Annotated in this window: 21 protein-coding genes; 5 read left to right on the top strand and 16 right to left on the bottom strand. The window is 62.9% G+C overall.

The window, feature by feature from the left end:
- Nucleotides 1-396: 396 nt before the first annotated feature.
- Nucleotides 397-1,932, top strand: a complete 1,536-nt coding sequence (locus ACSBPU_RS08585) for a diguanylate cyclase (protein ID WP_442597257.1) — start codon at nt 397-399, stop codon at nt 1,930-1,932.
- Between the two features lie 91 nt (nt 1,933-2,023).
- Here the strand turns inward: ACSBPU_RS08585 and ACSBPU_RS08580 are convergent, their stop codons facing one another.
- Nucleotides 2,024-2,872, bottom strand: a complete 849-nt coding sequence (locus tag ACSBPU_RS08580) for a hypothetical protein (RefSeq protein ID WP_442597255.1) — start codon at nt 2,870-2,872, stop codon at nt 2,024-2,026.
- A gap of 169 nt (nt 2,873-3,041) precedes the next feature.
- On the opposite strand from ACSBPU_RS08580, the gene ACSBPU_RS08575 reads away from it, so the two are divergent.
- A complete protein-coding gene (locus tag ACSBPU_RS08575) occupies nt 3,042-3,254 on the top strand; it encodes an AbrB/MazE/SpoVT family DNA-binding domain-containing protein (protein ID WP_442597253.1) in 213 nt (70 codons plus the stop codon).
- Complete coding sequence (locus ACSBPU_RS08570; RefSeq protein WP_442597251.1) at nt 3,254-3,643, top strand: type II toxin-antitoxin system VapC family toxin; 390 nt, start codon at nt 3,254-3,256, stop codon at nt 3,641-3,643. The genes ACSBPU_RS08575 and ACSBPU_RS08570 overlap by 1 nt, the downstream gene beginning before the upstream one ends.
- A gap of 119 nt (nt 3,644-3,762) precedes the next feature.
- On the opposite strand, the gene hutG is transcribed toward ACSBPU_RS08570, so the two are convergent.
- The 14 genes from hutG to ACSBPU_RS08500 are packed head-to-tail and all read right to left on the bottom strand — an operon-like array spanning nt 3,763 to nt 17,853.
- A complete protein-coding gene (gene hutG / locus ACSBPU_RS08565; RefSeq protein ID WP_442597249.1) occupies nt 3,763-4,584 on the bottom strand; it encodes an N-formylglutamate deformylase in 822 nt (273 codons plus the stop codon).
- A gap of 10 nt (nt 4,585-4,594) precedes the next feature.
- Nucleotides 4,595-5,980 (bottom strand): formimidoylglutamate deiminase, encoded by a 1,386-nt coding sequence (locus tag ACSBPU_RS08560; RefSeq protein ID WP_442597247.1) that lies wholly within the window; start codon nt 5,978-5,980, stop codon nt 4,595-4,597.
- Entirely contained in the window at nt 5,977-7,233 is a 1,257-nt protein-coding gene (hutI, locus tag ACSBPU_RS08555; protein WP_442598275.1) for an imidazolonepropionase, read from the bottom strand. Before hutI ends, ACSBPU_RS08560 begins: the two co-directional genes overlap by 4 nt.
- A complete protein-coding gene (locus ACSBPU_RS08550; RefSeq protein WP_442597245.1) occupies nt 7,233-7,841 on the bottom strand; it encodes a HutD/Ves family protein in 609 nt (202 codons plus the stop codon). The genes hutI and ACSBPU_RS08550 overlap by 1 nt, the downstream gene beginning before the upstream one ends.
- A 12-nt stretch (nt 7,842-7,853) precedes the next feature.
- Entirely contained in the window at nt 7,854-9,572 is a 1,719-nt protein-coding gene (hutU, locus tag ACSBPU_RS08545) for a urocanate hydratase (RefSeq protein ID WP_442597243.1), read from the bottom strand.
- Nucleotides 9,573-9,597: 25 nt separating this feature from the next.
- Nucleotides 9,598-10,416, bottom strand: coding sequence for a phosphate/phosphite/phosphonate ABC transporter substrate-binding protein (locus ACSBPU_RS08540; RefSeq protein ID WP_442597241.1), 819 nt, complete (start codon nt 10,414-10,416; stop codon nt 9,598-9,600).
- Nucleotide 10,417: 1 nt separating this feature from the next.
- Nucleotides 10,418-11,428: an ornithine cyclodeaminase family protein gene (locus ACSBPU_RS08535; RefSeq protein ID WP_442597239.1), complete on the bottom strand. Its 1,011-nt coding sequence runs from the start codon at nt 11,426-11,428 to the stop codon at nt 10,418-10,420.
- A gap of 31 nt (nt 11,429-11,459) precedes the next feature.
- A complete protein-coding gene (locus ACSBPU_RS08530; protein WP_442597237.1) occupies nt 11,460-12,437 on the bottom strand; it encodes a Bug family tripartite tricarboxylate transporter substrate binding protein in 978 nt (325 codons plus the stop codon).
- Between the two features lie 52 nt (nt 12,438-12,489).
- Nucleotides 12,490-13,209, bottom strand: coding sequence for a histidine utilization repressor (hutC, locus tag ACSBPU_RS08525; protein ID WP_442597235.1), 720 nt, complete (start codon nt 13,207-13,209; stop codon nt 12,490-12,492).
- Nucleotides 13,202-14,158: an ABC transporter ATP-binding protein gene (locus ACSBPU_RS08520; protein ID WP_442597233.1), complete on the bottom strand. Its 957-nt coding sequence runs from the start codon at nt 14,156-14,158 to the stop codon at nt 13,202-13,204. Before ACSBPU_RS08520 ends, hutC begins: the two co-directional genes overlap by 8 nt.
- Complete coding sequence (locus ACSBPU_RS08515) at nt 14,155-14,805, bottom strand: ABC transporter permease (protein WP_442597231.1); 651 nt, start codon at nt 14,803-14,805, stop codon at nt 14,155-14,157. The genes ACSBPU_RS08520 and ACSBPU_RS08515 overlap by 4 nt, the downstream gene beginning before the upstream one ends.
- Complete coding sequence (locus ACSBPU_RS08510) at nt 14,802-15,422, bottom strand: ABC transporter permease subunit (RefSeq protein WP_180067329.1); 621 nt, start codon at nt 15,420-15,422, stop codon at nt 14,802-14,804. The genes ACSBPU_RS08515 and ACSBPU_RS08510 overlap by 4 nt, the downstream gene beginning before the upstream one ends.
- On the bottom strand, nt 15,419-16,951 hold the full coding sequence (locus ACSBPU_RS08505) for an HAL/PAL/TAL family ammonia-lyase (RefSeq protein ID WP_442597229.1): 1,533 nt from the start codon (nt 16,949-16,951) through the stop codon (nt 15,419-15,421). Before ACSBPU_RS08505 ends, ACSBPU_RS08510 begins: the two co-directional genes overlap by 4 nt.
- Before the next feature lie 2 nt (nt 16,952-16,953).
- Entirely contained in the window at nt 16,954-17,853 is a 900-nt protein-coding gene (locus tag ACSBPU_RS08500; RefSeq protein WP_442597227.1) for a glycine betaine ABC transporter substrate-binding protein, read from the bottom strand.
- 221 nt (nt 17,854-18,074) lie between these two features.
- Here ACSBPU_RS08500 and ACSBPU_RS08495 point away from each other — a divergent pair, with 221 nt between their 5' ends.
- Both ACSBPU_RS08495 and ACSBPU_RS08490 read left to right on the top strand, forming a co-directional pair.
- Nucleotides 18,075-19,613, top strand: a complete 1,539-nt coding sequence (locus ACSBPU_RS08495; protein ID WP_442597225.1) for a serine hydrolase — start codon at nt 18,075-18,077, stop codon at nt 19,611-19,613.
- A 233-nt stretch (nt 19,614-19,846) separates the two neighbouring features.
- Complete coding sequence (locus ACSBPU_RS08490; protein ID WP_442597223.1) at nt 19,847-20,566, top strand: transglycosylase SLT domain-containing protein; 720 nt, start codon at nt 19,847-19,849, stop codon at nt 20,564-20,566.
- Here ACSBPU_RS08490 and ACSBPU_RS08485 read toward each other — a convergent pair whose 3' ends face one another.
- Nucleotides 20,567-22,321, bottom strand: a complete 1,755-nt coding sequence (locus ACSBPU_RS08485) for a methyl-accepting chemotaxis protein (RefSeq protein ID WP_442597221.1) — start codon at nt 22,319-22,321, stop codon at nt 20,567-20,569.
- Between the last annotated feature and the right edge of the window lie 110 nt (nt 22,322-22,431).

Raw genomic sequence — 22,431 nt, 5'->3', positions numbered from 1 at the left:
CCGTTGCCGGGTGGAATCCTGGCCCTTCACCTGTGTGTTGGGCAGGCCCGGTATTTCCTGTACAGCCTGGTTTACGGTACTTGCCAGCCAAAATTTAGGGTGGGTGGATCAAACTTTCGGGTACTTGGCGGCGTTTACACTGCTTGACGAACCTCGCTGCAAGAACCCGGGCATTGTTTGATACCCTGTTGGCTCCATTTACGGTTGTCATGGGCGATTCTTTAGGGCGCATGCTGTCACGCAGTAGAATCGCTGGCATTCTCATCAGGCAATCCTGGTTCTGGCTTCTTAATCACATCCATGTTTCTGGCGAACCCACTGCGCTTGATAAGAGCGATGCAAGGCGGGGGGTCAGACCCCGTGCGGGGTCTGACCCCGTTGCTCATGGCGCTGTGCGTGGCGGTTTGGGCTCTGCCGGCCCATTCCGCCGCCGCGTGCGATGGGGCTCAGAACATTCGCTTGCTGAAGCCGGTGGAGTTTACCGCCCAGCAGCGGGCGGAGTTTCGAGCCATGCCGCCCTTGAGAGTCTCGGCGGTGGGTGCGCCGCCCATGGCGCGCTACGATGACGACAGCCAAACCTATAGCGGCATTGCCATAGATGTTTTCTGCTTTATTGCGCAGGAGCTTGGCTTAAGCTTCGAAATTACCCCGGGCCGGGACCAAACAGTGGCCGATAAGATCCGGCAAGTGCAGGAGGGGCTTGCCGACGTATTCATACCGCTAAGCCATTCGGCCGAACGCGAGAAGCGCGGTTTGTTCACCCTTCCCTATTACGAAAGCCACTATGCGGTCATTGCGCGTCATGGCAGTCGCGTTTCGGTGCATAGCGTGGCGGACCTGGCCAACTATAAGGTGGGGGTCGTGCAAGGGGTGTCGCTGCAGCCTCTGCTTCAGAAGGTCGTTCCCGCGGCTCAATTGATCACCTACAACGACACGACCAGCGACGTGATCTTCCAGGCGGTGCGCGATGGCGAAATCGACGTTGCGGTGTTCAACAAGGTCATTTTTATCGAGAAGCGCTATCGCCAGGAGTTCTTCGATCTCGACGTGGTCCACACTCTGCACGAGTATCCGCGCGCTTACCGCTACTATTTCAGCCGCTCGCCCGCGCACGAGAGCCTGGTCAAGGCGTTCGACCGTTATCTGGCTGTCATCGACGTTTCGGCGTCGGTAATGATTCACGAGGAAGGCGAACGTCATTTCTTCGAGCGCTACATGGCGCAGCGCGATCAGCGCGTGTTGCTGCAATCGGCCAGCGCAGCGGCGGCCTTGCTGGCGCTGGTTTTTTGCCTGGCGTTGCTTCGTTATCGCCGACTGACCCGGCTTTTGGCCGAGCGCAATGCCCATATCCAGCAACAGCAACAGGCTTTGCAAGAGGCATACAAGAAGCTGCAGACGCTGAGCCGGACGGACGGCCTGACCTGGCTGTCGAATCGTCGGCATTTCGACCAGATGCTGCCCCATGAATACGGGCGCTACCGGCGCACGGGTTCGCCTCTTAGCCTGCTCGTCATCGACGTGGATCATTTCAAGAACGTGAACGATCAGTACGGCCATGCAGTGGGTGACGACTACCTGCGTGCCATCGCCGGGGTCCTGGAAAGCAGTGTGGCGCGCTCCACCGACCTGGTGGCGCGTTACGGCGGCGAGGAATTCACCTGCCTGCTGCCCGACACGGCGCCGGAGGACGCCTGGGCAGTGGCGGAGCGCATCGCCCACGGCGTCGCGGATCTGAATCTTCCCAATGCGTCGGTCATTCCGCCCCACCTGACGCTGAGTATTGGCGTGGCAACCATCCTGGAAGGCGACCCAGGGGCGCAGGAACTGTTTGCGCAAGCGGACGCCCAGCTTTATACCGCCAAGCAGTTGGGACGGAATCGTGTCCGCGCAACCATCATCGGGCGTGCAGTGTTGCAGAAGCGAGCGGGTTAGCGTTGAGCTTTGGCAGGCAGAGCAAACGGGCGATGCGCTGGAGGTGGAGCCTGCCCACTCCGTACCAGCCTAGCGATTCTCTGTCGCCACGCTACCCAATTCGAGCGTGATACGCTTCGTCCATCCCATACTGCCGAACTTTCGGATGACCAACGAAGAAGCGCCAGAAGGCTTCAGTAGTTTTGAACGGCACCAGGCCGTAGGCGTCGTCCAGGCGCTTGACCACGTTCAACAAGTATGGAACGGTGCCGTATTTGCGCACGGCCTCATTATTGGCATAACGTTCTTCCTGCTGGACAGCGATCATCCATAATAGCGGCCGCCACCATGAGTACGAAAAATCGCAATTTGCGATGATGCTCTTGGAATTCTCCTGGCTGGAAAGCATGGTGAAAAAATTGATCAGTTCATCCAGCTTATAGCGATAGGCCTGTTCTTTAGCGAGGAACTCGTCCAGCGTCTTGCAATAGCTGGCTTTCGAGACCCGTTCCCAGCACTCGGTTGGAAATGCCTGCTGATCGGCGACAAAGAATCGACTGACTACAAACTCACAATAGCGGCTGCTCGCAACGCAAGGAATCAAGACGCTCATGGCGTCATTTTTTACGCCCTGAAAATATTCACTGCAATAGGTCTGGAAGACATCCAGAATTGCTTTCTGGTCGGCATGCATGGCCATTACACGGCTGGCATCGGCCATCATCAGGTTGGCCGATGCCGTCTTTTGCAACTCGTCGCGAGTTTCCTGGAGCTCGTGGATTTGCAGCCAAATGGTCAGGATGACCCCGCCGAATGCACAGCCCGCGAACAAGGCATTGATTCCGCTGAAGGCATCGGAAAAAGGCTGTTGCGTGTAGGCCCGAATTTCCGGTTGCAGGCCCACCACGATGGCAATAAGCCATACTCCGACAATGCCGAAGCAGATCATCAGGCCCAACATGAGCATCTGACGCTTGGTATAAGAAGTTCTCATACCTGAATTATACGAAATGATTCTGATTAATTATATTTGAAACAGCATCGCATGCGCGCCCGAAGAGCGCAGCTGGCTTCCAGAGGCGGAATCGCTTATTCTTACAATATACCTATCGATATGCCAGGAGTATGAAATGACCGCCACTGCGACACTGTCAAGCAAGTTTCAGATTTCCATCCCCAAAGCCGTCCGAGAGAATCAGCATTGGGAAGCAGGGCAGGAATTCGTGTTCATTCCTAAAGGCAAAGGTGTACTGATCATGCCCGTACCCGAGCTGGACCAATTGGCCGGCATTGCCAAGGGTGCTCGCAAGAATAATTTCCGAGATCGCCTGGACCGTTACTGATGGCCCAGCCGTTATGCGTAGTAGACACTTCGGCCTGGATCGAATGGCTCACAGGCAGCATGCTGGGTAGCAGACTCGGTAAGCAGATCCCGGACAAATCGAGATGTATCGTGCCGACCATCGTACAACTTGAGTTGTCGAAGTGGCTGACGCGCGAAGTGGGCGAAGACCAAGCCAATCAGGTAATCGCCTACACGCAGAAGTGCATCGTCGTGCATTTGGACACGACCATCGCCTTGCTTGCGGCCGACCTGCATCGCGAACACAAGCTAGCCACTGCCGAAGCGATCGTCTACGCGACGGCGCGCCAGCACGGTGCGGAACTACTCACCTGCGATGCCCATTTCAAGAACCTGCCTAACGTGGCATTGTTCATCAAGAACGCTTGATCTTTCCGGGCGTGATATTGATCGTCAGCGAGACTAGGGCCTGTTAACGCTAAAAGAGTGGCTGAGGCATCAGCATTGACTAAATCCGGCATCGGCCTAAACAGAGCAATCAGCACCACCTAGACCGGACGCAGCTCCGCCAGCATCGCTTCCACCATCCCCCGCACATAGGGCTTGATCCCCGCAGCGGTGGCCGGCAGGTAATCGAATGGCAGTGCTTCCTGCATGTAGCTGCTTTGCGTCATTTCCAGCTGGATGGCGTGTATGTTCTGCGCCGGGCGCCCATAGTGGCGGGTAATGTATCCGCCAGTGAAGCGGCCGTTCAGCACGGCGGTGTAGCCGCCCTGCTCCGCCGTTTTGGCGACCTTCAGCACGGCCTGCACCACGCGGTCGTCGCAGCTCGATCCCTTGCCGGTGCCCAGGTTCAGGTCGGGCAGCTTGCCTTCGAAGAAACGGGGCAGCACGGACCGTATGGAGTGCGCATCCCAAAGCGCGGCCACGCCGTGCTTGGTCCTGATCCGTGTCAGTTCGCGATCCAGCGCTTCGTGGTAGGGCCGCCAGACGGCTTCCCGGCGGGCTTGCACTTCCTGATCGTCGGGCTCCTGGCCCGGAAGATAGACGGGGGTGTCGTCGAAGGTGTCCACCGGGCACAGGCCCGTGACGCTTTGGCCCGGATACAGGCTGGACCCGTCGGGCGGGCGATTCAGGTCGACGACATAGCGCGAATGGGTGGCGATCAGTACGGACGCGCCCAGCTCGTCGGCGAAGTCGTACAGGGTTTCCAGGTGCCAATCGGTGTCCGGCACGTGGCGCGCTTCGTCCGTCATGCGGGCGGCGATACCGGCCGGTACGTGGGTGCCGACGTGCGGCATCGAGATCAGCAGCGGCACCGTGCCTTCGCGAAGGATGAAGGCCGGCTTGTCGGTAATAGAGGTATTCATGAGTTATGCCTTATTGAAACTGGGTAAGTGCGCTGCGCGCCGCGGCGAAACCGGCGACCGCGTCGTCGTGCAGCGCGTGCCGTCCGTCGTCGACCCGGCAGCTTCCGGCTTGCCAGACCTGGCGGACGGCGGAGCTTCGGGCGCTGGCAAACACGTGCGCCGACAGCATGTCTTGCGGGTCCAGGCCTGACAGCGCAACGTGCCGCGCGTCCAGGACGACGAAATCCGCCGACTGGCCCGGGGCCAGCCCGGCGACGGGTCTTCCCGCTGCCTGCGCCCCGCCGGCGACGGCCGCCAGCATGGAGGCCGTCGCCACCTGCGGTTGCGCTTCGTCGGCAATGATATTGCGTTGCCGTGTTGCCAGGCGCTGCGAATACTCCAGCAGCATCAGCTCTTCGGCGGCGTTGACGCACACATGGCTGTCGGATCCTATGCCCCAGCGCCCTTCTCCTTGCCGCCATTGCGCCAGGTCGAAGATGCCGTCGCCCAGGTTCGCCTCGGTCGTGGGGCAAAGGCCGGCCACGGCGCCGCTGCGCGCCGCCGCAAGCGCCTCGTCGCCGATCATGTGCGTGGCGTGCACCAAGCACCACCGCTCATTCACCGGCGCCGCATCCAGCAGCCACTGCACGGGACGCCGGCCGCTCCAGGCGATGCAGTCGTCCACTTCCTTGGTCTGCTCGGCGATATGGATGTGGATGGGGGCGGATGGATGGATCGCATCCAGCCCCGCCAACGATTCGCGCAAGGACGCCGGCGTCACGGCGCGCAGCGAATGGGGCGCAAGCCCCAGCTGCGCACCTTGCGCCTGGCATTCGGGAAGCAAGCGCTCCAGCAGCCGCAGCATGTCATCCGTGCTCTGGACGAAACGGCGCTGGCCTTCGGTGGGCACCTGGCCTCCGAAGTTGCTGTGCTGATAGAGCACCGGCAGCAGGGTCATGCCGATGCCGGCGCGGCGCGCCGCCCGCAACAGGGCCTGGCTGAGGGCCTGCGGCTCGGCATAGGGCCGGCCTGCCGGATCATGATGCAGGTAGTGGAATTCGCAGACCGAGGTATAGCCGGCTTCCAGCATTTCCACATACAGCCAGGTGGCGATGGCTTCCAGCTGCTGCGGCTGGATGCGGGCGGCGAAGCGGTACATCAGGTCTCGCCAGCTCCAGAAGCTGTCGGCGTCTTGCGCCCTGAATTCGGTCAGGCCGGCAAAGCCCCGCTGAAAGGCGTGCGAATGCAGGTTGGGCATGCCGGGGATCACGGGCCCGGGCAGCACGGTGCAGCCGTCGGGCGCGTCGCAATCGGCATGGATGCGGGCCAAGGCGCCGTCTGCTTGCCATTCGAGCAGGACACGCCTGGCCCAGCCGGTGGGCAGCAAGGCGGCTTCGGTCCATGCTTGCTTGATCATGATGCCTCCGTGCTGTCTATGATCCGGATTTTGCCCTGGCGGACGATGGTCCGGGCAGGACGCTGGCCGAACCAGTAGGCGAGTTCGGCAGGGTCTTGCAGATTCCAAAGAACGAAATTCGCGGCCTGGCCGACAATAATGGCGCCATGGCTGTGCTGCAGGCCCAGCGCCCGCGCGGCATGCTGGGTGACACCCGCCACGGCTTCCGGAACGGTGAGGCGAAACAGCGTGCACGCCATGTTGACCATCAGCAGCAGGCTCAATGCGGGCGACGTGCCGGGGTTGTGGTCGGTGGATACGGCCATGGGCACACCCGCCTGTCGCAGGGCGGATATTGGCGGGACCTGGGTATCCCGCAAGGTGTAAAAGGCGCCGGGCAGCAACACGGCCACCGTCCCGGCTTGGCGCATGGCCTCTATGCCCTTGGCCGAAAGATGCTCGATGTGATCGCAGGACAATGCCCCGTAGCGGGCGGCCAGGGCGGCGCCGTCCATGTCGGACAGCTGCTCGGCATGCAGCTTGACCGGCAGCCCCAGCGCCTGCGCGGCGCGAAACACCTGTTCGGTTTCGTCGAGGCTGAAGGCGATCTTCTCGCAGAACACGTCGACGGCGTCGACCAGGCCTTCCCGCGCCAGCGCGGGAAGCATGATCTCGCAGACCATGCGTATGTATTCAGCGCTGCGCCCGGTGTATTCGGGCGGAAGCGCGTGGGCGCCAAGAAAAGTCGTCTTGACGGTGACCCCGAAGGCGTCCGCCAGGCGTCGCGCCACGCGCAACTGCTTGCGCTCGTGCTCAAGGGCCAGCCCGTAGCCGGATTTCACCTCGATGGCGCACACGCCCTCTGCCAGCAGCGTCTGAAGGCGCCGTGCCGAGGATGCGAAGAGTTCATCTTCAGACGCATCGCGCGTGGCCCGCACGGTGGAAACGATGCCGCCGCCGGCCCGCGCCACTTCTTCGTAGCTGGCGCCCGCCAGGCGCATGGCGAATTCGTTGGCCCGCTGGCCCCCATACACCAGATGGGTATGGCAATCGACCAGCCCGGGTGTCGCCAGCGCACCGCCGCCGTCGTGCCGAGGCAGCGCGGCGTACCGGGAAGGAAGATCGGACCCTAGGCCGGTCCAGGCGACGGACCCATCCTGCACGACGATGACGCCATCATCGAGCACGTCCAGCGCCTCCGCGCCAGGGTGCGACAGCAAGCGCAAGGAGTGCCAGATACCATCGGCGCTGGGCGCGCCGGAACCGGATTGCATCATGGACATGCATCGTCTCCTTGTAACTCAATGGCCACCCACAGCAGGGCCGATTGTTCCTCCAGCGGCGCCAGGTCGAACACGGCGCCGGCTTCCGCGCCGTCCCACCATGCGCCCTGCCCGGCGCTGATCTCCTGGCAGGATCCGTCGCCGCCGGCGATGCGCCATCGGCCTTCGGCAACCAGCACGAGGCCCTGGGTCGGCATGCTCATGGCGGCGGACTGACGCAATCCCCGGACTTCGGCCTTGGCCCGGCCGCGCCGCGTCATGATGTTGAAGTCCCTGGACGGCGCCCCGCCGGTCGAGCAATGGACGGCGGCTTCGCCGGGAAAGGCGTAGGCCAGCAAGGGTTGATCGAGCACATGGTCGATTCCCGCATCGCCGGCGGTCAGGCGCACGCCCGGCCCTTCCAGCAGCGCGATGACCCGGTCCACGTTTTCAAAGGCGGAGAACGGTCCATCGCTTGCGATGGTGGCGATGCTGGCGCGCCAGATGAAATCGTCCAGCGTTGCGCCGGCCGGCCAGCGGGCAAGCTCCTTGGTGCTGCCGCCCCCGTTCTTCCAGGGCATGTCGGGCAGATCGGCGCAGTTGAAATCGTGCCAGTTCATGTCGGGATACCCTTACTTCACCATGGGCAGGTTCAACGCATGCTTCTTGGCGGTGGCCACGGCGATGTCGTAGCCCGCATCCGCGTGGCGCATGACGCCGGAGGCCGGATCGTTCCACAACACGCGGCCGATGCGCTTTGCCGCGGCGTCCGTGCCGTCGCACACGATGACCATGCCCGCATGCTGGGAATAGCCCATGCCCACGCCGCCGCCGTGATGCAGGCTGACCCAGGTCGCACCGCCCGCCGTGTTCAGCAAGGCGTTGAGCAAGGGCCAATCCGATACGGCGTCGGTGCCGTCCTTCATGGATTCCGTCTCGCGGTTCGGGCTGGCCACGGAGCCCGTATCCAGATGATCCCGGCCGATGACGATCGGTCCCTTCAGCTCGCCGTTCTTGACCATTTCGTTGAATGCCAGTCCGGCAAGGTGGCGCTCGCCCAGTCCCAGCCAGCAGATGCGAGCCGGCAGGCCCTGGAAGGCGATCCGTTCGCGGGCCATGTCGAGCCAGCGGTGGGTATGCTTGTTCTCGGGGAACAGTTCCTTGATCTTAGCGTCGGTCTTGTAGATGTCTTCGGGGTCGCCGGACAAAGCCACCCAGCGGAACGGCCCCTTGCCTTCGCAGAACAGCGGCCGGATGTACGCGGGAACGAAACCCGGGAAGTTGAATGCGTCCTTCACACCTTCGTCATAGGCAACCTGGCGGATATTATTGCCATAGTCCACCGTGGGTATGCCCATGGCCTGGAAATCCAGCATGGCGCGCACGTGCACTGCGCAGCTTTGCGCAGCGGCCGCCTTCAGTTTCGCATGAAGAGCGGGGTCGGACGCCGCCGCGCGCCATTCCTCTATGGTCCAGCCCGACGGCAGGTAGCCATTGATCAGGTCATGCGCCGACGTCTGGTCGGTGACCAGGTCGGGCTTCGGGCCCCCCGCCTTGGCGCGCTTGACCAGCTCCGGCAGGACATCCGCCGCGTTCCCCAGCAGGCCGATCGAGATGGCTTCGCCTTTCGCCGTATGCTGCTGTATGAGTTCGAGCGCGTGGTCGATATCCCGGGCCTGCTTGTCCAGGTAGGACGTGCGCAGCCGGAAATCCAGGCTGCTTTGCTGGCATTCGATGGCCAGCACGCATGCGCCCGCCAGTACCCCGGCCAGGGGTTGCGCGCCGCCCATGCCGCCCAGGCCGGCGGTGAGTATCCACCGGCCTTTGAGATCGTTGTCGTAGTGCTGGCGCCCGGCTTCCACGAAGGTTTCGAAGGTGCCCTGGACGATGCCCTGGGCGCCGATGTAGATCCAGCTGCCGGCCGTCATCTGCCCGTACATGAAGAGGCCTTTGCGGTCCAGCTCGTTGAAGTGCTCCCAGTCTGCCCACTTCGGTACCAAATTGGAGTTGGCGATCAGGACCCGGGGCGCATCGGGATGCGTCTTGAACACCCCCACCGGCTTGCCGGATTGCACCAGCAGTGTTTCATCGTCTTCCAGCGTCTTGAGCGTCGCCAGTATCTGGTCGAAGCACGCCCAGTCGCGCGCGGCCCGGCCGATGCCGCCGTATACCACCAGGTCCTGCGGCCGCTCGGCCACGTCCGGATGCAGATTGTTTTGTATCATGCGAAACGGCGCCTCGGTCAGCCAGCTCTTGCAGCTGAGGGTACTGCCGGTGGGTGCGGCAATGCGGCGTTGTGGGTCGTGGCGGGGGTCGGCCAATTTGGTGGGTTCGGTAGCAACGGTTGTCATTTCAGTATCCTGTTCTTGCAAATCATCATCTAATTTCGGGGTAGCCGGCGCTCAGCGCCTGCTCCGCCACGCGCAACGTGACCTGGTAGGCATCCACGTCGGGCGGAACGAATTTCTCTACATGTGCCCGCCGCAGCAGCGCCGCGCCGTCGGGGTCCTTATGCATGGCGGTCAATGCGTCAGCGAGCGCCGACGCGGTTTGCCGGTCGACGTCGGGCGAGCACACCAGCAGCGGGTTGGGGGTCCAGGGGGTATGGGCAAGCGTGCGCAAGCCTTGCAAAACAAGCGGGTCATGGGCGCGGAGCAGATCGAGATACCAGCCGTCGACGGCTGTGAGATCGATTTCACCTTCTTGCAGCGCGCGGATGAGGCCGCGCGGATTGCCATACGGCCCCTTGGACTCGCTGAACAGGCCGGACCGCCGGCCTGCGGCATGATTCGCCAGCACGCCGCGAGGCGCGTTCCAGCCGGATTGCGAATCCTTTACCATCCAGCCGTAGCGCGATCCGAAGGCGTCTTCCAGCGTCGTCCACGGCGCGTCGTCGCGCACCAGGAATTCGCTGCGATAGCGGGCAAGGCCGCCATATTCAGGCCAGGCGGGCACGACGCTCGCCACGGCCTGGAAGCTCTTGCCTTCGCTCAATGCCTGGGCGAACGGCCATCCGCACATGAAAGCGCCGCATAATCCCGGCCGCTCCCATAGCTCGCCGACAGGCGTCGGCCAGCCGTGCGCCACAAACTCCACCTGCAGGCCGGCCTGCAGGTAGGCCGCTTTCAATACCGCCGTCCAGGCGTCGCGCGCCGAAGGCGTGACATCATACAGGCGGGTGGAGGTGATCAGCATGTCAGTACCGGGCGAAGTTCAGCGTCTGGCCCAATCCCATGCCGCGCGCCTTGTCCAGCATGGCCTGCCCCAGGGCGATGTCGGTGATGGACAGGCCGCGGTGCCAGAACAGGATGTTTTCCTCGTCGTTCTCGCGTCCCGGTTTCAGCCCGGCGACGATCTGGCCGAGTTCGGCATGCAGGTTTTCCTCGGTGACCCGGTCGCTGTCCACATGGGCCCGAAGCGCCCCGAAAGGCAGGCCCTTGCGGCATTGGCTCCAGTCATCCACGACGACCTTGCTCATGATGTCGGTCAGCGAGAGCTCGACCGCACTCATCGTGCCGTAGGGCATGACCAGCGCGCCCGGCTTGATCCATTCCGTCTTGAGCATGGGAGCCGGTTCGGGCAGGCGCGATGCCTCGACCACGATGTCGGCGTCGCGCACGCAGGACTCCCAGTCCTCGACCACCTTGACCGGCTTGCCCAGATCGCGCGAGAGGCGTTCGCCGAAGGCATTGCGGCTTTCAGGACGACGGGAATGCACGCGGATCTCGTCGAAGTCGAACAGGCTGTCCAGCAGCCGGACGTTCCAGTACGACGTTCCGCGCGCGCCGATATGGCCCAGCACCTTGCTGTTCTTGCGGGCCAGGTGCTTGGCGCCCAGTGCGGTCATGGCGCCGGTGCGCATGTCGGTGATCGATGTGGCGTCGACGATGGCGAGCGGCTTGCCGGTTTCGGGGTCGAACAGGTTCAGGATCGCCATCTCCGAGGGCAGGCCTTGCTTGTAGTTGTCGACGAAGTCGCTGACGACCTTCACGCCGGCCACTCCAAGCGGTTCGACGTATCCGCGCAGGACGTTGAAATGGCCCTTGTCCGAGGATTCCGGCACGAGATGCACCCGGGGTTCCACAACCGTTTTTCGGCGCCCCTGGGCGTCCAGCACTTTCTCCACCGCCGCCAGTATTTCTTGGTCGGTGAGGCCCAGGGCGGCGATGTCCGGCCCGTTCAGATAGGTAATGTCAATGGATTGCATGTTCCTGATTCTCCTTCGATTCCTGGATTGCTTATTGAATTGGCTTGATGTTGGCCTTGCGGACGATGTCCGACCATTTTCTGGTCTCGTCCCGAATTAGGGTGGCGAACGCATCGGGCGCGATGCCGGAGGGCGTGACGCCAAGTTGGGCGAATTTCTGATGGATGTCCGGGTCCTTCAAGACCTGGCCGATGTCGGTCGCCAGCTTCTGGATGGCGGCGTCGGGCGTGCCCGCAGGAGCCACGAGCCCGTACCAGGACGTCACGTCGAAGCCCGGGTACCCGCTTTCGGCGACCGTGGGCACATCGGGCAGCACAGGCAGCCGATCGGGGCCCGCAACGGCGATGGCGCGCAGTTTTCCGGTCTGAATATGGGGCACGACGGTCGATACGCCTGCGAACATGACATTCACGACGCCGCCCACCAGGTCGTTGACCGCGGGCGCCATGCCGCCATAGGGGACATGAAGCATGGCAAGGCCGGACTGCTGGTTGAACAGTTCGCCCGCTAGATGGGCGCCGCTGCCCACGCCGGGAGAAGAATAGCTGAGGCTGTCGGAATTCTTCTTGCCATAGTCCACCAGTTCTTTGACCGAGTGCACGTCCAGCTTGCTGTTGACGACCAGTACATTGGGCGACGTGGCCAGCAGGGTGACTGGGGTGAAGTCCTTGGCCGTGTCGAACGGCAGGTTGGTGAACAGCAAAGGATTGACCGTCAGGTTGCCCGCCGGCGCCAGGGCAAGCGTATAGCCATCGGCTTTCGCCCTGGCCACGCTGTCCATGCCGATATTGCCGGATGCGCCCGCCGTATTCTTGATGATCACGGGGACATTCCATTTCTTGCCGAGCTTCTCGCCGACCATGCGAGGCAAGGCATCGGCCACGCCGCCCGCCTGGTAGGGCACGACGATGGTCACGGCCCGATTCGGGTAGTCGGCTTCCTGGGCCTGCACGGCGACGCCGGGCGCGGCCATCGCGAAGGCGGCCAACAGGGTGGGAATGATCTTCATGGCATTTCCTCTCAATAGTTGCCCGGCGGACCGGGCTGTGTTGCCGCCCGCGTCAGGCCACGGAAAACTTTCCGATGATGCGGTAGCAGTTACCGGGGTGGTACAGGTTGGCCAGCGATGCGACCTTGTCCTGCGAAATGGTTCGGCGCGATATCTTCAGCAAAGCCGCATTGACCTCGATGCCCAGGTGCGTCGCCATCGCTTCATCCGCATTGACCGCCTCGACCACCTGCTCGGCGGCGGTCAACGGCGCGTGCTTGAAGAGGTAGCTGGACGGAGTCTGCTTGCCCAGGTCCAGGGTCATGAATTCGGGCACCACCTCCGGATTGACGAAACGTTCTTCGAACTGGACCGGCGTGCCGTTTTCGTAGTGGACCAGCTTGCACTGGAACACGCGCGCGTTGTGCTCGATGCCCATGGCCGCGGCGACGGCCGCAGTAGCGCGTATCGTCTTGCGCGACAGCAGCACGCTATGATGCACATGCCCGCGGCTGGCGATCTCTTCGTAGATGTCCTTGATGGACAGGATATTGGACATGGGTTGAAGGTCCGCAACGTAAGAACCTGACCCATGCCTGCGCGCGATCAACCCCTCGGCTTGAAGCTCCTGCAGCGCGCGGCGCACGGTCATGCGCGCGCACTGGAAGCGTTCGGCCAGTTCGCGCTCGGATGGCAGCTTGAAGCCCGGCTTCCAGCCGCCATTCTCGATCGCGCGACGCAGCTCCGATTCGACGCCCTCGTAGATGGCTTTCTGCTTTTCGTTGTCACTCATCGCTGTCCGTCCTGGCCAGATGGGCCTTCAATGTCTGCATGGTGATATGGCCGATTTCGCCGCCCGCCGAGTCCCGGACGCCAAGCGTGTCGCTGCCGGACTCGAGCAGCATCGACAATGCGGTGCTGGCCGGGCTGCCGTCTTGGATCACGGGGCTGTTTGCCGCGGCGGGCCCCGGGATGCAGACGTCTTTGGCGGTCAACAGGGCCAGCCTCTTGAGCGATCGGCCGCTGCCCAGGAACGAGGCCACGAAGTCGTTGGCCGGGGAATTCAGCAGCGCGTCCGGCGTGTCGACCTGCAGCACTTTTCCTTCATGCAGGATCGCGATGCGATCGCCCATCTTCAGGGCCTCGTCGATATCGTGGGTGACCAGGACGATGGTTTTCTTCAGCTTGCGCAGGATGTTCAGGAATTCGTCCTGAAGGTTCACGCGGTTGATGGGATCGATGGCGCCGAAGGGCTCGTCCATGAGCATGACGGGCGGGTCCGCCGCCAATGCCCGGGCGACGCCCACGCGCTGGCGCTGTCCGCCCGAAAGCTCGCGCGGGTAACGGTCGCGATACTGGGCTGGTTCAAGTCCCACCAGCGTCAGGAGCTCGTCGATGCGTTCCTGTACGCGCGCGGGCTTCCATCCCAGCAACCTGGGCACCGTGGCGATGTTGTCGGCGATGCGCTGATGCGGAAAGAGGCCGACCTGCTGTATGACGTAGCCGATATGCCTGCGCAGTTCGACGGGATCCTGCCGGCTGACGTCGCGGCCGGATACTTCGATACGGCCCGAGTCCGCTTCGATCATGCGATTGATCATCCGCAACGTGGTCGTCTTCCCGCAGCCCGACGAGCCGATCAGCACGCACAACTCGCCTTCCTGTATGTCGAGGTTCAAGCCGTCGACGACCGGGCGCGGGGTGCCCGCGAACTGTTTCTTCAATCCTTCTATGCGTATCATGACGTTCTGATTCCTCTGGGTGTCATGGTTTTCTGCAAGGCCCCGAACAGGGCATCGACGGCGATGGCCAGGATGGTGGCCGGTATGGCGCCCACGAGCAGCATGGGCATGGCCATCATGGCCACCCCGCTGGTGATGAACTCCCCGAATCCGCCGCCTCCGATGTAGGCCGCCAGCACTGCGCCGGAAATGACCTGTACCGCCGCGGTCCGCAGGCCCGCGAACACCATGGGCAAGGCCAGGGGCAGGCGCACCTGCCGGGTGATCTGGGATTCGCGCAGGCCGACGCCGCGCGCGGCATCGATCGTGTCGGCGTCCACCCCGACGAACCCCACATAGGTATTGATGAGGATGGGGGGCACCGCCAGCAGCGACAAGGCAAGCAGGGAAGGAACGAATCCCGTGCCCAGCAACGGCATCGCCAGGGCGAGGATGGCCAAAGACGGAACCGTGCGTCCCACGTTGGCGATATTGATGGCCAGCAGCGTGTAGCGGCCGGAAAGGGCGAGCCATATACCGGCGGGAATCGCGAATACCGAGGCGAGGAGCAAGGCCGAGAAAGACAGATTGACGTGCCGGATTCCCGCATCGATGACGCGATCACTGTTGTTCTGCACGAAGTGCAAGGTTTCGAGCAGCAGGCTCATAGCGCGCGCCTCCCCAGGCGGGTTTCGACGTGCGCGAGCGACACATCGACGACCACCGACAGCAGGCAGGCGGTCAGCGCGCCCACCCAGATCTTGGGCGCGTGATCACTGGCCATGCCTTCGAAAATGAGCTTGCCCAAGCCGCCCGCATTGACGTAGGCCGCCACCACCGTGACGCTGATGACGGTTACGGCGGCCACCCTCAGGCCGGCGACGATGGCCGGCATCGCAAGCGGCAGTTCCACTTTGGCCAACACCTGCCATGAGGTCATGCCCGTGCCTTTGGCGGCATCCACGATGTCCGGCGCCACGCCTTGAATGCCCGCCATGATGTTGCGCGTGAGCACCAGCAGCGAGAACATCACCATGGCGATGATCGCGTTGGTGCGCCCCAGCCCGACGATGGGAATGAGCAGGGCCAGTAGCGCCATGGTCGGTATGGTGTACAAGGTGCTGGTGATGCCGAGAATCAGGCCGCGCGCCCTGGGGTGGCGCGCCGCGAACACGCCCAAGGGAAAAGCCACCGCCAGCGAAATCACCAGTGCCGAGCCGGAGATCGCGATGTGCTGCCACAAGGCGACGGCCACGTTCTCCCAATTACGCATCAGCCAGTTCATGGCGCCACCTGCTCGGGCAGATCGAAAGGACTTTCGCGCAACATGTCGATGACCAGCTCCATGTCGGGCCCCAAAGGACGATCGGTGTCCAATACAGGCACACGTTCGCGGATGCGCGCATAGGTGTCTCGAGTACCGGCGCCCCGGGGCGAGACTTGCGCAAGGTCCACCGCCTGGGCGGCGCTCAGCATCTCTATCGCCGCCATCATCGTTACGCGTTCGGCAAGGCGTGCCGTTTTGGCGGCCACGCCCGGCGCCATCGGCGCATGGTCTTCCGCCCCTTCCGAAACCGGAAAGAAGTCCAGGCAGGCGGGATTGGCCAGATGCCGTACTTCGTTCCATAGCGCGGTCAGCGTTTTCTGGACCGTTGCAAACCCCGAGTGTTCGGGCCCGTGCGTCGTAAGCTGCATGGGCAGACCGCTGGTGGCTGGGGAGTACAGCCGCAAGCAACGCTGCACCGAGGCCGAGGCAGCCTGTGCCAGCGAGGCGCCGAGCGATTCGAGGCTGAGCGCAAGGCCTGGAATGTGAAAATTGCTGCTTGATAGAAGCGCGTCGGGGTTCTGAACCACCAGAGGGCTGTCGCCGGAACCGTTCAGTTCGCATTCGATGTGCTCGCGCAGCCCCTGCCTTGCCCAGAGCACCGCGCCGTGGATCTGGGGGACGCAGCGTATCGAGAGAGGGTCCTGCACCCGCCGGGCAGCGCCCTTTTCCCATAATCCGCTGCCATCCAGCAATGCCCTGATCTGCGCTGCGCTGGCCTGCTGGCCCGGCGTCGGCCGCGCCGCCTGCACGCGCTCGTCCAGCGGCGACAGGTTGGCCCGGAACCCTTCCATGGTCAGCGTGGCGGCTCGATTCAAGTTGGCAAGCGCCTGGCTCGCCTTGTCGAACGCGTCGATCGCGCAACTGACGGACCAGGCGTTGGAGCTGATCAGCGCCAAGCCGTCCTTGGGTCCGAGCGCGGCCGGCGCCAGGCCGGCGTCCGACAGCGCTTGCGCGGCGTCGATCTCTTTGCCGCCGGCACGCGCCCTGCCCTGGCCCATCAAGACCAGCATGGCATGCGACATGGCGGGCAGGTCAGCGACCCCGATGGAGCCGACCGAGGGAATGACGGGGCAGATACCCGAATTGAGCAAGGCCAGCAGCGCATGGAATACCGAAGGCGAAATGCCCGATCCGCCTGTGCTCAGGCCCGCCAGCCGCGTGAACAGCACGCCGCGCACGAGTTCGTCGGACGCGGCCTCCCCGATGCCGACGCTGCGGGCGCATATGGCGCGGGCCTGATAGGCCTGGAGCTCGGACGGCATGATGGTCTTGCCCACATTGGCCCCCAGCGCGGTCGTCAGGCCGTAGACCGGAGTGCCGGACTCGACATGCTTTTCCACCACGCGGCGCGCTTGCTCGAGCCGATGCAGCACGGCGGGCTCGACCGAGATCAGCGGATGCGAGCGCATGATGTGCAGCACGTCTTCGACACGCAAATCGCGATTGCCCAGGACGAAGGAAGGCTGGTCTAGCGTAGGACTCATCATGCTTACTTTGCGATTCCCTTGGTCTTCAGGAAATCCTTGGCTACGTCGGCAGGTTCCTGTTTTTCGCCGTCGACCAGATAGTTCAAGCGCGACATGATCTCGTCGCTCAGCATCGCGCTGACCTTGTTGGCGACTTCCGCCACTTTCGGGTTTTTCTCGATGACATCCTTGCGCACCACCGGCGCAACGAAGTAAGGCGGCCAAAGCTGTTTGTCGTCCGTCAGGCGCACCAGGCCCATGGCGCTGATCATGCCGTCCGTGGCATAGCCATTGACGACCTGGACCTGATTGTCCTTCAGGGCGCGATAGCGCAAGCCGATGGCAAGCTGCTGATCGGACTTGAAGTTCATGCCGTATTTTTGCTTCAGCCCCGGGATGCCGTCCTCGCGGTCACGGAATTCCGGGCCGGCGCCCAGCGTCCACTTCTGCGCATGAGCGGCCAGATCGGACAAGGTGGCGACACCGTTCTTTTTTGCCACCTCGGGCATCATGACCAGCACATACGTGTTGTTGATCGGCGCCTGGTCGAGAACGGCGACCCCCTGCGTGGCGTAGGCCTGCTTTACCCGCTCGTAGACGGCATCGGGGTCGGTCATGACTTTTTCCTTCAGTACGGCCAACAGCATGGTGCCCGTGTATTCAGGATAGAAATCGATCTGGTTTTCAAGCAGCGCCCGGTGAGCGATGAGCGTGCCGCCCAGGTTGAGCTTGCGTTCCACCTTCATGCCCTCGGCTTCGAAGGCCTGGGCATAGATCTCGGCCAGGACGTATTGCTCGGTAAAGTTCTTGGACCCCACCCTCACGGTATCGGCCGCCGCCGACGCGGAGCCCAGCGCAGTCGCCAAGCCCATTACCAACAAAGCCATACCTCGGCGCATACCGCCGTTCGCTAACAAAGCCATGATTTCGTTCCTATGCCTTACCTGCTTGTTTGATGGAAGCAACATGTGTTCAATCTTCAACTGGTATCTACCATTAACAACTGGTACATACCACTTTGGATGAATCGTAATATCAATAGGCTCTGCGATCCAGACCGTAGAAACCCTTAGCGGCACGTGTATACTTCAGTTACAAACCTGATCGCCCTGCTTCACCATCGCACTGAATCCAGAGACACAAGATGAAAACTCACAAGAAGTTCTTGCTGCTGTCCTTGCTGGTATTGACCGCTTGCGGCGAAGGAGGAAACTCGGATTCCATCTCCTCCATTCCGCCTGAAAACGTCACGCGCGCCGTGGCGCAGCTCGATGAAATGGCCGCCGAGGTATTCACGCGCTCGGGTATCCCAGGCATGGCCATTTCGGTGGTGCATCAGGGAAAAATCGTCTATGCCAAGGGTCTCGGCGTACGCCGGCTGGGGGAGCCCGCAGCCATCGATCCGGATACGGTGTTCCAGTTGGCCTCTGTGTCCAAGCCCATAGGCGCGACGGTGGTCGCGGCTCAGGTGGGAAGCGGGCTGGTCTCGTGGGACACCCCGGTCGTTCAGCATCTGCCATGGTTCTCGCTGCGCGACCCCGCCTCGACGGCGCAGGTCACCGTGGGCGACCTGTACTCGCATCGGTCGGGATTGCCGGATCACGCCGGCGATGAGCTGGAAGAAGTGGGCTACGGCCGCAGGCAAGTCCTGGAGCGCCTGCATCTCCTGCCGTCGGCGCCTCTGCGTTCGCGCTATGCCTATACGAATTTCGGCTTGACCGCGGCGGCGGAGGCGGTCGCCGTGGCTTCCGCCACCGACTGGGAAAGCCTGTCCGACCAGGTGCTATACCGCCCGCTAGGCATGCGGGCCACGAGCTCGCGTTATGCGGACTTCATGGCCCGCGGCAATCGGGCCCGTCCGCACATTCTCGTCAATGGAGTATTCCAGCCAGGGCCTCAGCGGCAACCGGATGCGCAATCGGCAGCGGGCGGCGTCAGTTCCAGCGTACGCGACATGGCGGCGTGGATGGCCATGGTACTGCATGAAGGCAAGCACGAGGGCCGGCAGATCATTCCCCGCGATGCCCTGCTGCCCGCCTTGACGCCGCAGGTCGAATCATCCCCGCCCACCGAAAGCTCGCCCGCAGGCCATTATGGCTATGGGTTCAGTATTTCAAGCTCCGCCGCGAGCGGCAAGCAGCTCAGCCATTCCGGCGCCTTCATACTCGGGGCGGGTACGACGTTCAACCTGCTGCCGGCCGCCGACACCGGCATTGTGGTGCTGACCAATGCCGCTCCCGTCGGCGCGGCCGAGGCGGTCAGCATGATGTACATGGACATGGTGCGCTTCGGACACCTTACGCGGGATTGGTTCGCGTTCTACCAGCCCAGGTTCGCGACATTGACGGCGCCCACCGGGGAATTCGCCGGCCTTTCTTTCCCTTCCAATCCCACGCCGGCGCTCGCGGCGAATGCCTACGTCGGCACCTATGCCAACTCCTATTACGGCGAGGCGCGGGTGGAACAGCGCGACGGTCAATTGGTCCTTGCCATCGGTCCCGCCAACCGGCTTTTTCCCTTGCAGCACTGGGACGGCAACCTCTTCGTCTTCGAGCCCGACGGTGAAATCGCTCCGGCGGGATCACGCTCGGCCCTAAGTTTTTCCGGCGGGCCCGGCGGCATCATGGACGACATGTCGATAGAGGTTTTCAATGCGCAGGGCCTTGGCGGCTTCTCACGTTAGTTGCGTTTTCTTACACCGCGAAGCAGGACAGGCATCCCGACAGTGCTATGATTATTAAGGAAAAGCGCGGCGCCCAGGGCGTCGTTTGTCAATACTGAAATGCATCCAACCGCGTTTGAGCTTGAATGGGCGAACGCAGGTCTATTCATGCGCCCACGCCCGTGCGATCAAGTAAGGCGAGGTTTCAGGGATCACCCCTGAAGGCATGGACTGGGCGCGGATGCCATGGATCGATGATAGTCAAGACCACTCCAACCGCCTTTCAGAAGTTCGCCCACGATACAGCGTTCAGCACTCAGAAATACTTGTCCATCACGGCATTATGCGTGACAGCCTGCCTGTGCGCGCCCGCCGCCGTCCATGCCAAGGACATCACCGGCAAGCTGGAGATCGCGCCCGCCGCGCAGCTTGCCCTGCATGAATGGCCGGATCAAACCGCATTGCCGGACGCAGAGCCCGGCCTCCAGGACGATCAGGCACTGCAGTCGCTGACCGAAGAAGCCAGCAAACAGGCCCAGACCAAATACCTCGCCGCCAAATGGGGGCGCTCTCCCAAGACGGTGCGCGAGTACGTGAACCTGGCCTGGGAAGAAGCCGGCAAGCGCGATGGACTCGATCCCGAGCTGCTCATTGCCATCATGCAAAAGGAAAGCTCCTTGAGCGCCAAGGTACAGAGCCGCCAGGGTGCGCAGGGGCTGATGCAGGTGATCCGCCGCTGGCACCGCGACAAGCTGGATCCGTCGGAATCGCTTTTCGACCCCAAGGTGAACGTCCGCGTAGCCGCCGATATTCTCGAAGAATATCTGGAGCTGGCGGACGGCAGCCTGCATCAGGCCTTGGCGAAATATTCGGGCAATGCGCGTGGCTACGCGAACACGATACTCAAGGAGTCGCGCAAGCTGGCTCGGGTTGCCGACCAGGCAGCGGCAGTCGTGGCACTGACGCAGAGCTGATCAGAACTCTTCCCATTCTTCTTCGCGCACGGGCTCCTGCTTGCCCATGGTCAGCGATCGCTTCGACGGAAGCGGCTTGAGGCCGGCGGCGGATTGCTTGGTCGAGTCGACATGAACCGGCCTGGCGGCAGATGACGGAGCAAGGCGAGGCTTGGCAACAGCACTCGCCGCGCCGCGAGCCTCATGCCCTTGCTCGTGCTCCTGCCCCAGCCGGAACACGCTCACCACATCCACCAATGCCCCGGCCTGTTCGTTCAGGCTGGCCGACGCGGAGGCGGACTCTTCGACCAGTGCGGCATTCTGCCGCGTCACGTCGCTCAGTTGCAACACGGCTTCGTTCACCTGGGCTATGCCGGTGGTCTGCTCCTTCGTCGCGGCGCTGATCTCGCTGATCAGGTCCGTCACACGCTGGACCTGCTCGACGATTTCACGCATGGCCGCGCCCGCCGCATCGACCATCTGGCTGCCGGTTTCCACCTTGGCAACGCTGTCGTCGATCAGCGACTTGATATCCTTGGCCGCCGCGGCGCTTTTCTGCGCCAGCGTGCGCACTTCGCTCGCCACCACCGCGAATCCCCGGCCCTGCTCGCCGGCGCGCGCGGCTTCCACCGCTGCGTTCAAGGCAAGGATGTTGGTCTGGAAGGCGATGGTGTCGATCACGCCGATGATGTCGACGATGCGCCGCGACGCCGCGTTGATGTCCTCCATGGTGTGCACCACTTCGCCCACCACGCCGCCACCCTTCTGGGCGGCGCCGCTGGCCGACTGGGCCATGTGTGCCGCCTGCTGGGCGACGTCGGCGTTGCTCTTGACCGTGCCGGCAAGCTCCTCCATGGCCGAAGCGGTTTCGGTCAGATTCGCGGCCTGTTCCTCGGTGCGCTGCGACAGGTCGGTGCTGCCCGCCGCAATCTGGGACGAGCCGCTGGCGATATTGAGGCTGCCCGAGCGCACCGCAGAGACGATCTCCCGCAAGGCGGCCTGCATCTGGGCGATGGCATGGACGACGCTGCCTTCCGACGCCCGGCTTTGATCGATGGCGGTGGACAGGTCTCCGTTGGCAATGGAAGCTGCGATCTGCGCTACTTCAGCCGGCTCGCCGCCCAGTTGGCGAGTCAGGCTGCGTGTAAGCAGCCAGCCAAGAATAAGCGCCAGCGCCACGCCCGCCGCCGTCAGCGCCAGGGATAGCACCTGCATCTTGCGGTAGACCGCGTTGATTTCCTCGTCGAGGCGCTTCGCGTTCTGCTGTTTGCGGTCCACCAGTTGGTGCATCTCGGCCTCGACCTGCGCCACCAGATCCAGAGCTTTTTCGACCTGCTGCGCGGCCAGCGCAGAAGAGGCGTCCTGATCCAGCGCGACGGCCTGCAAAGCGGCGCGTTCGAATTCCTCTATGGTGGCCCGGACGGAACTCAATGCCGCCTTTCCCTGCTCGGTAACGAACAGGGTTTCCAGCGGCTCCATGCTGGCATAGGCATTGGCGAAACGCCGCTTCAGCAGCTCGATGCCCGCCTTGCTCTGGGACTCCGTCTTGGCCAGCATGACACTGCGCAAGGCGCCGCCCGCACCGATCATCTGGCCGCGCGTGTCCGCCGCATGGCGCAGGCCGATGATTTCCCGCTCGTACATCTGGACGGCCATGGCATCCACACGGTCCAGCGCGAACAGGCCGACGACGCCGATCAAGGCAGCCACCGCGGCAACAATCAGAAAACCGCCAATCAACTTGGCCCTAACAGTCAGGCTTTTGACCCGCTTCATTCATCTACTCTCTTATCTTGTTGGGATGGAAGGTGCCGTGAATGGCTGAGCAGTGCGATTCATAGCACCTAGGGAAATTACCAACTTGATTTTATTTTTATTAAAAGAGA

This window comes from Parapusillimonas sp. JC17, assembly GCF_052180245.1.
Classification (GTDB): Bacteria; Pseudomonadota; Gammaproteobacteria; order Burkholderiales; family Burkholderiaceae_B; genus Parapusillimonas.
The sequence above is the reverse complement of the archived record's forward strand: the minus strand, read 5'-3'. Positions and strand labels throughout refer to the sequence as shown.

Excerpts from the sequence above, each read along its gene's own strand:
- ACSBPU_RS08580 (WP_442597255.1), bottom strand. The coding sequence starts at position 2,872 with ATGTTGGGCCTGATGATCTGCTTCGGCATTGTCGGAGTATGGCTTATT.
- ACSBPU_RS08575 (WP_442597253.1), top strand. The coding sequence starts at position 3,042 with ATGACCGCCACTGCGACACTGTCAAGCAAGTTTCAGATTTCCATCCCC.
- ACSBPU_RS08570 (WP_442597251.1), top strand. The coding sequence starts at position 3,254 with ATGGCCCAGCCGTTATGCGTAGTAGACACTTCGGCCTGGATCGAATGG.
- hutG (WP_442597249.1), bottom strand. The coding sequence starts at position 4,584 with ATGAATACCTCTATTACCGACAAGCCGGCCTTCATCCTTCGCGAAGGC.
- ACSBPU_RS08560 (WP_442597247.1), bottom strand. The coding sequence starts at position 5,980 with ATGATCAAGCAAGCATGGACCGAAGCCGCCTTGCTGCCCACCGGCTGG.
- hutI (WP_442598275.1), bottom strand. The coding sequence starts at position 7,233 with ATGCAATCCGGTTCCGGCGCGCCCAGCGCCGATGGTATCTGGCACTCC.
- ACSBPU_RS08550 (WP_442597245.1), bottom strand. The coding sequence starts at position 7,841 with ATGAACTGGCACGATTTCAACTGCGCCGATCTGCCCGACATGCCCTGG.
- hutU (WP_442597243.1), bottom strand. The coding sequence starts at position 9,572 with ATGACAACCGTTGCTACCGAACCCACCAAATTGGCCGACCCCCGCCAC.
- ACSBPU_RS08540 (WP_442597241.1), bottom strand. The coding sequence starts at position 10,416 with ATGCTGATCACCTCCACCCGCCTGTATGATGTCACGCCTTCGGCGCGC.
- ACSBPU_RS08535 (WP_442597239.1), bottom strand. The coding sequence starts at position 11,428 with ATGCAATCCATTGACATTACCTATCTGAACGGGCCGGACATCGCCGCC.
- ACSBPU_RS08530 (WP_442597237.1), bottom strand. The coding sequence starts at position 12,437 with ATGAAGATCATTCCCACCCTGTTGGCCGCCTTCGCGATGGCCGCGCCC.
- hutC (WP_442597235.1), bottom strand. The coding sequence starts at position 13,209 with ATGAGTGACAACGAAAAGCAGAAAGCCATCTACGAGGGCGTCGAATCG.
- ACSBPU_RS08520 (WP_442597233.1), bottom strand. The coding sequence starts at position 14,158 with ATGATACGCATAGAAGGATTGAAGAAACAGTTCGCGGGCACCCCGCGC.
- ACSBPU_RS08515 (WP_442597231.1), bottom strand. The coding sequence starts at position 14,805 with ATGAGCCTGCTGCTCGAAACCTTGCACTTCGTGCAGAACAACAGTGAT.
- ACSBPU_RS08510 (WP_180067329.1), bottom strand. The coding sequence starts at position 15,422 with ATGAACTGGCTGATGCGTAATTGGGAGAACGTGGCCGTCGCCTTGTGG.
- ACSBPU_RS08505 (WP_442597229.1), bottom strand. The coding sequence starts at position 16,951 with ATGATGAGTCCTACGCTAGACCAGCCTTCCTTCGTCCTGGGCAATCGC.
- ACSBPU_RS08500 (WP_442597227.1), bottom strand. The coding sequence starts at position 17,853 with ATGGCTTTGTTAGCGAACGGCGGTATGCGCCGAGGTATGGCTTTGTTG.
- ACSBPU_RS08495 (WP_442597225.1), top strand. The coding sequence starts at position 18,075 with ATGAAAACTCACAAGAAGTTCTTGCTGCTGTCCTTGCTGGTATTGACC.
- ACSBPU_RS08490 (WP_442597223.1), top strand. The coding sequence starts at position 19,847 with ATGATAGTCAAGACCACTCCAACCGCCTTTCAGAAGTTCGCCCACGAT.
- ACSBPU_RS08485 (WP_442597221.1), bottom strand. The coding sequence starts at position 22,321 with ATGAAGCGGGTCAAAAGCCTGACTGTTAGGGCCAAGTTGATTGGCGGT.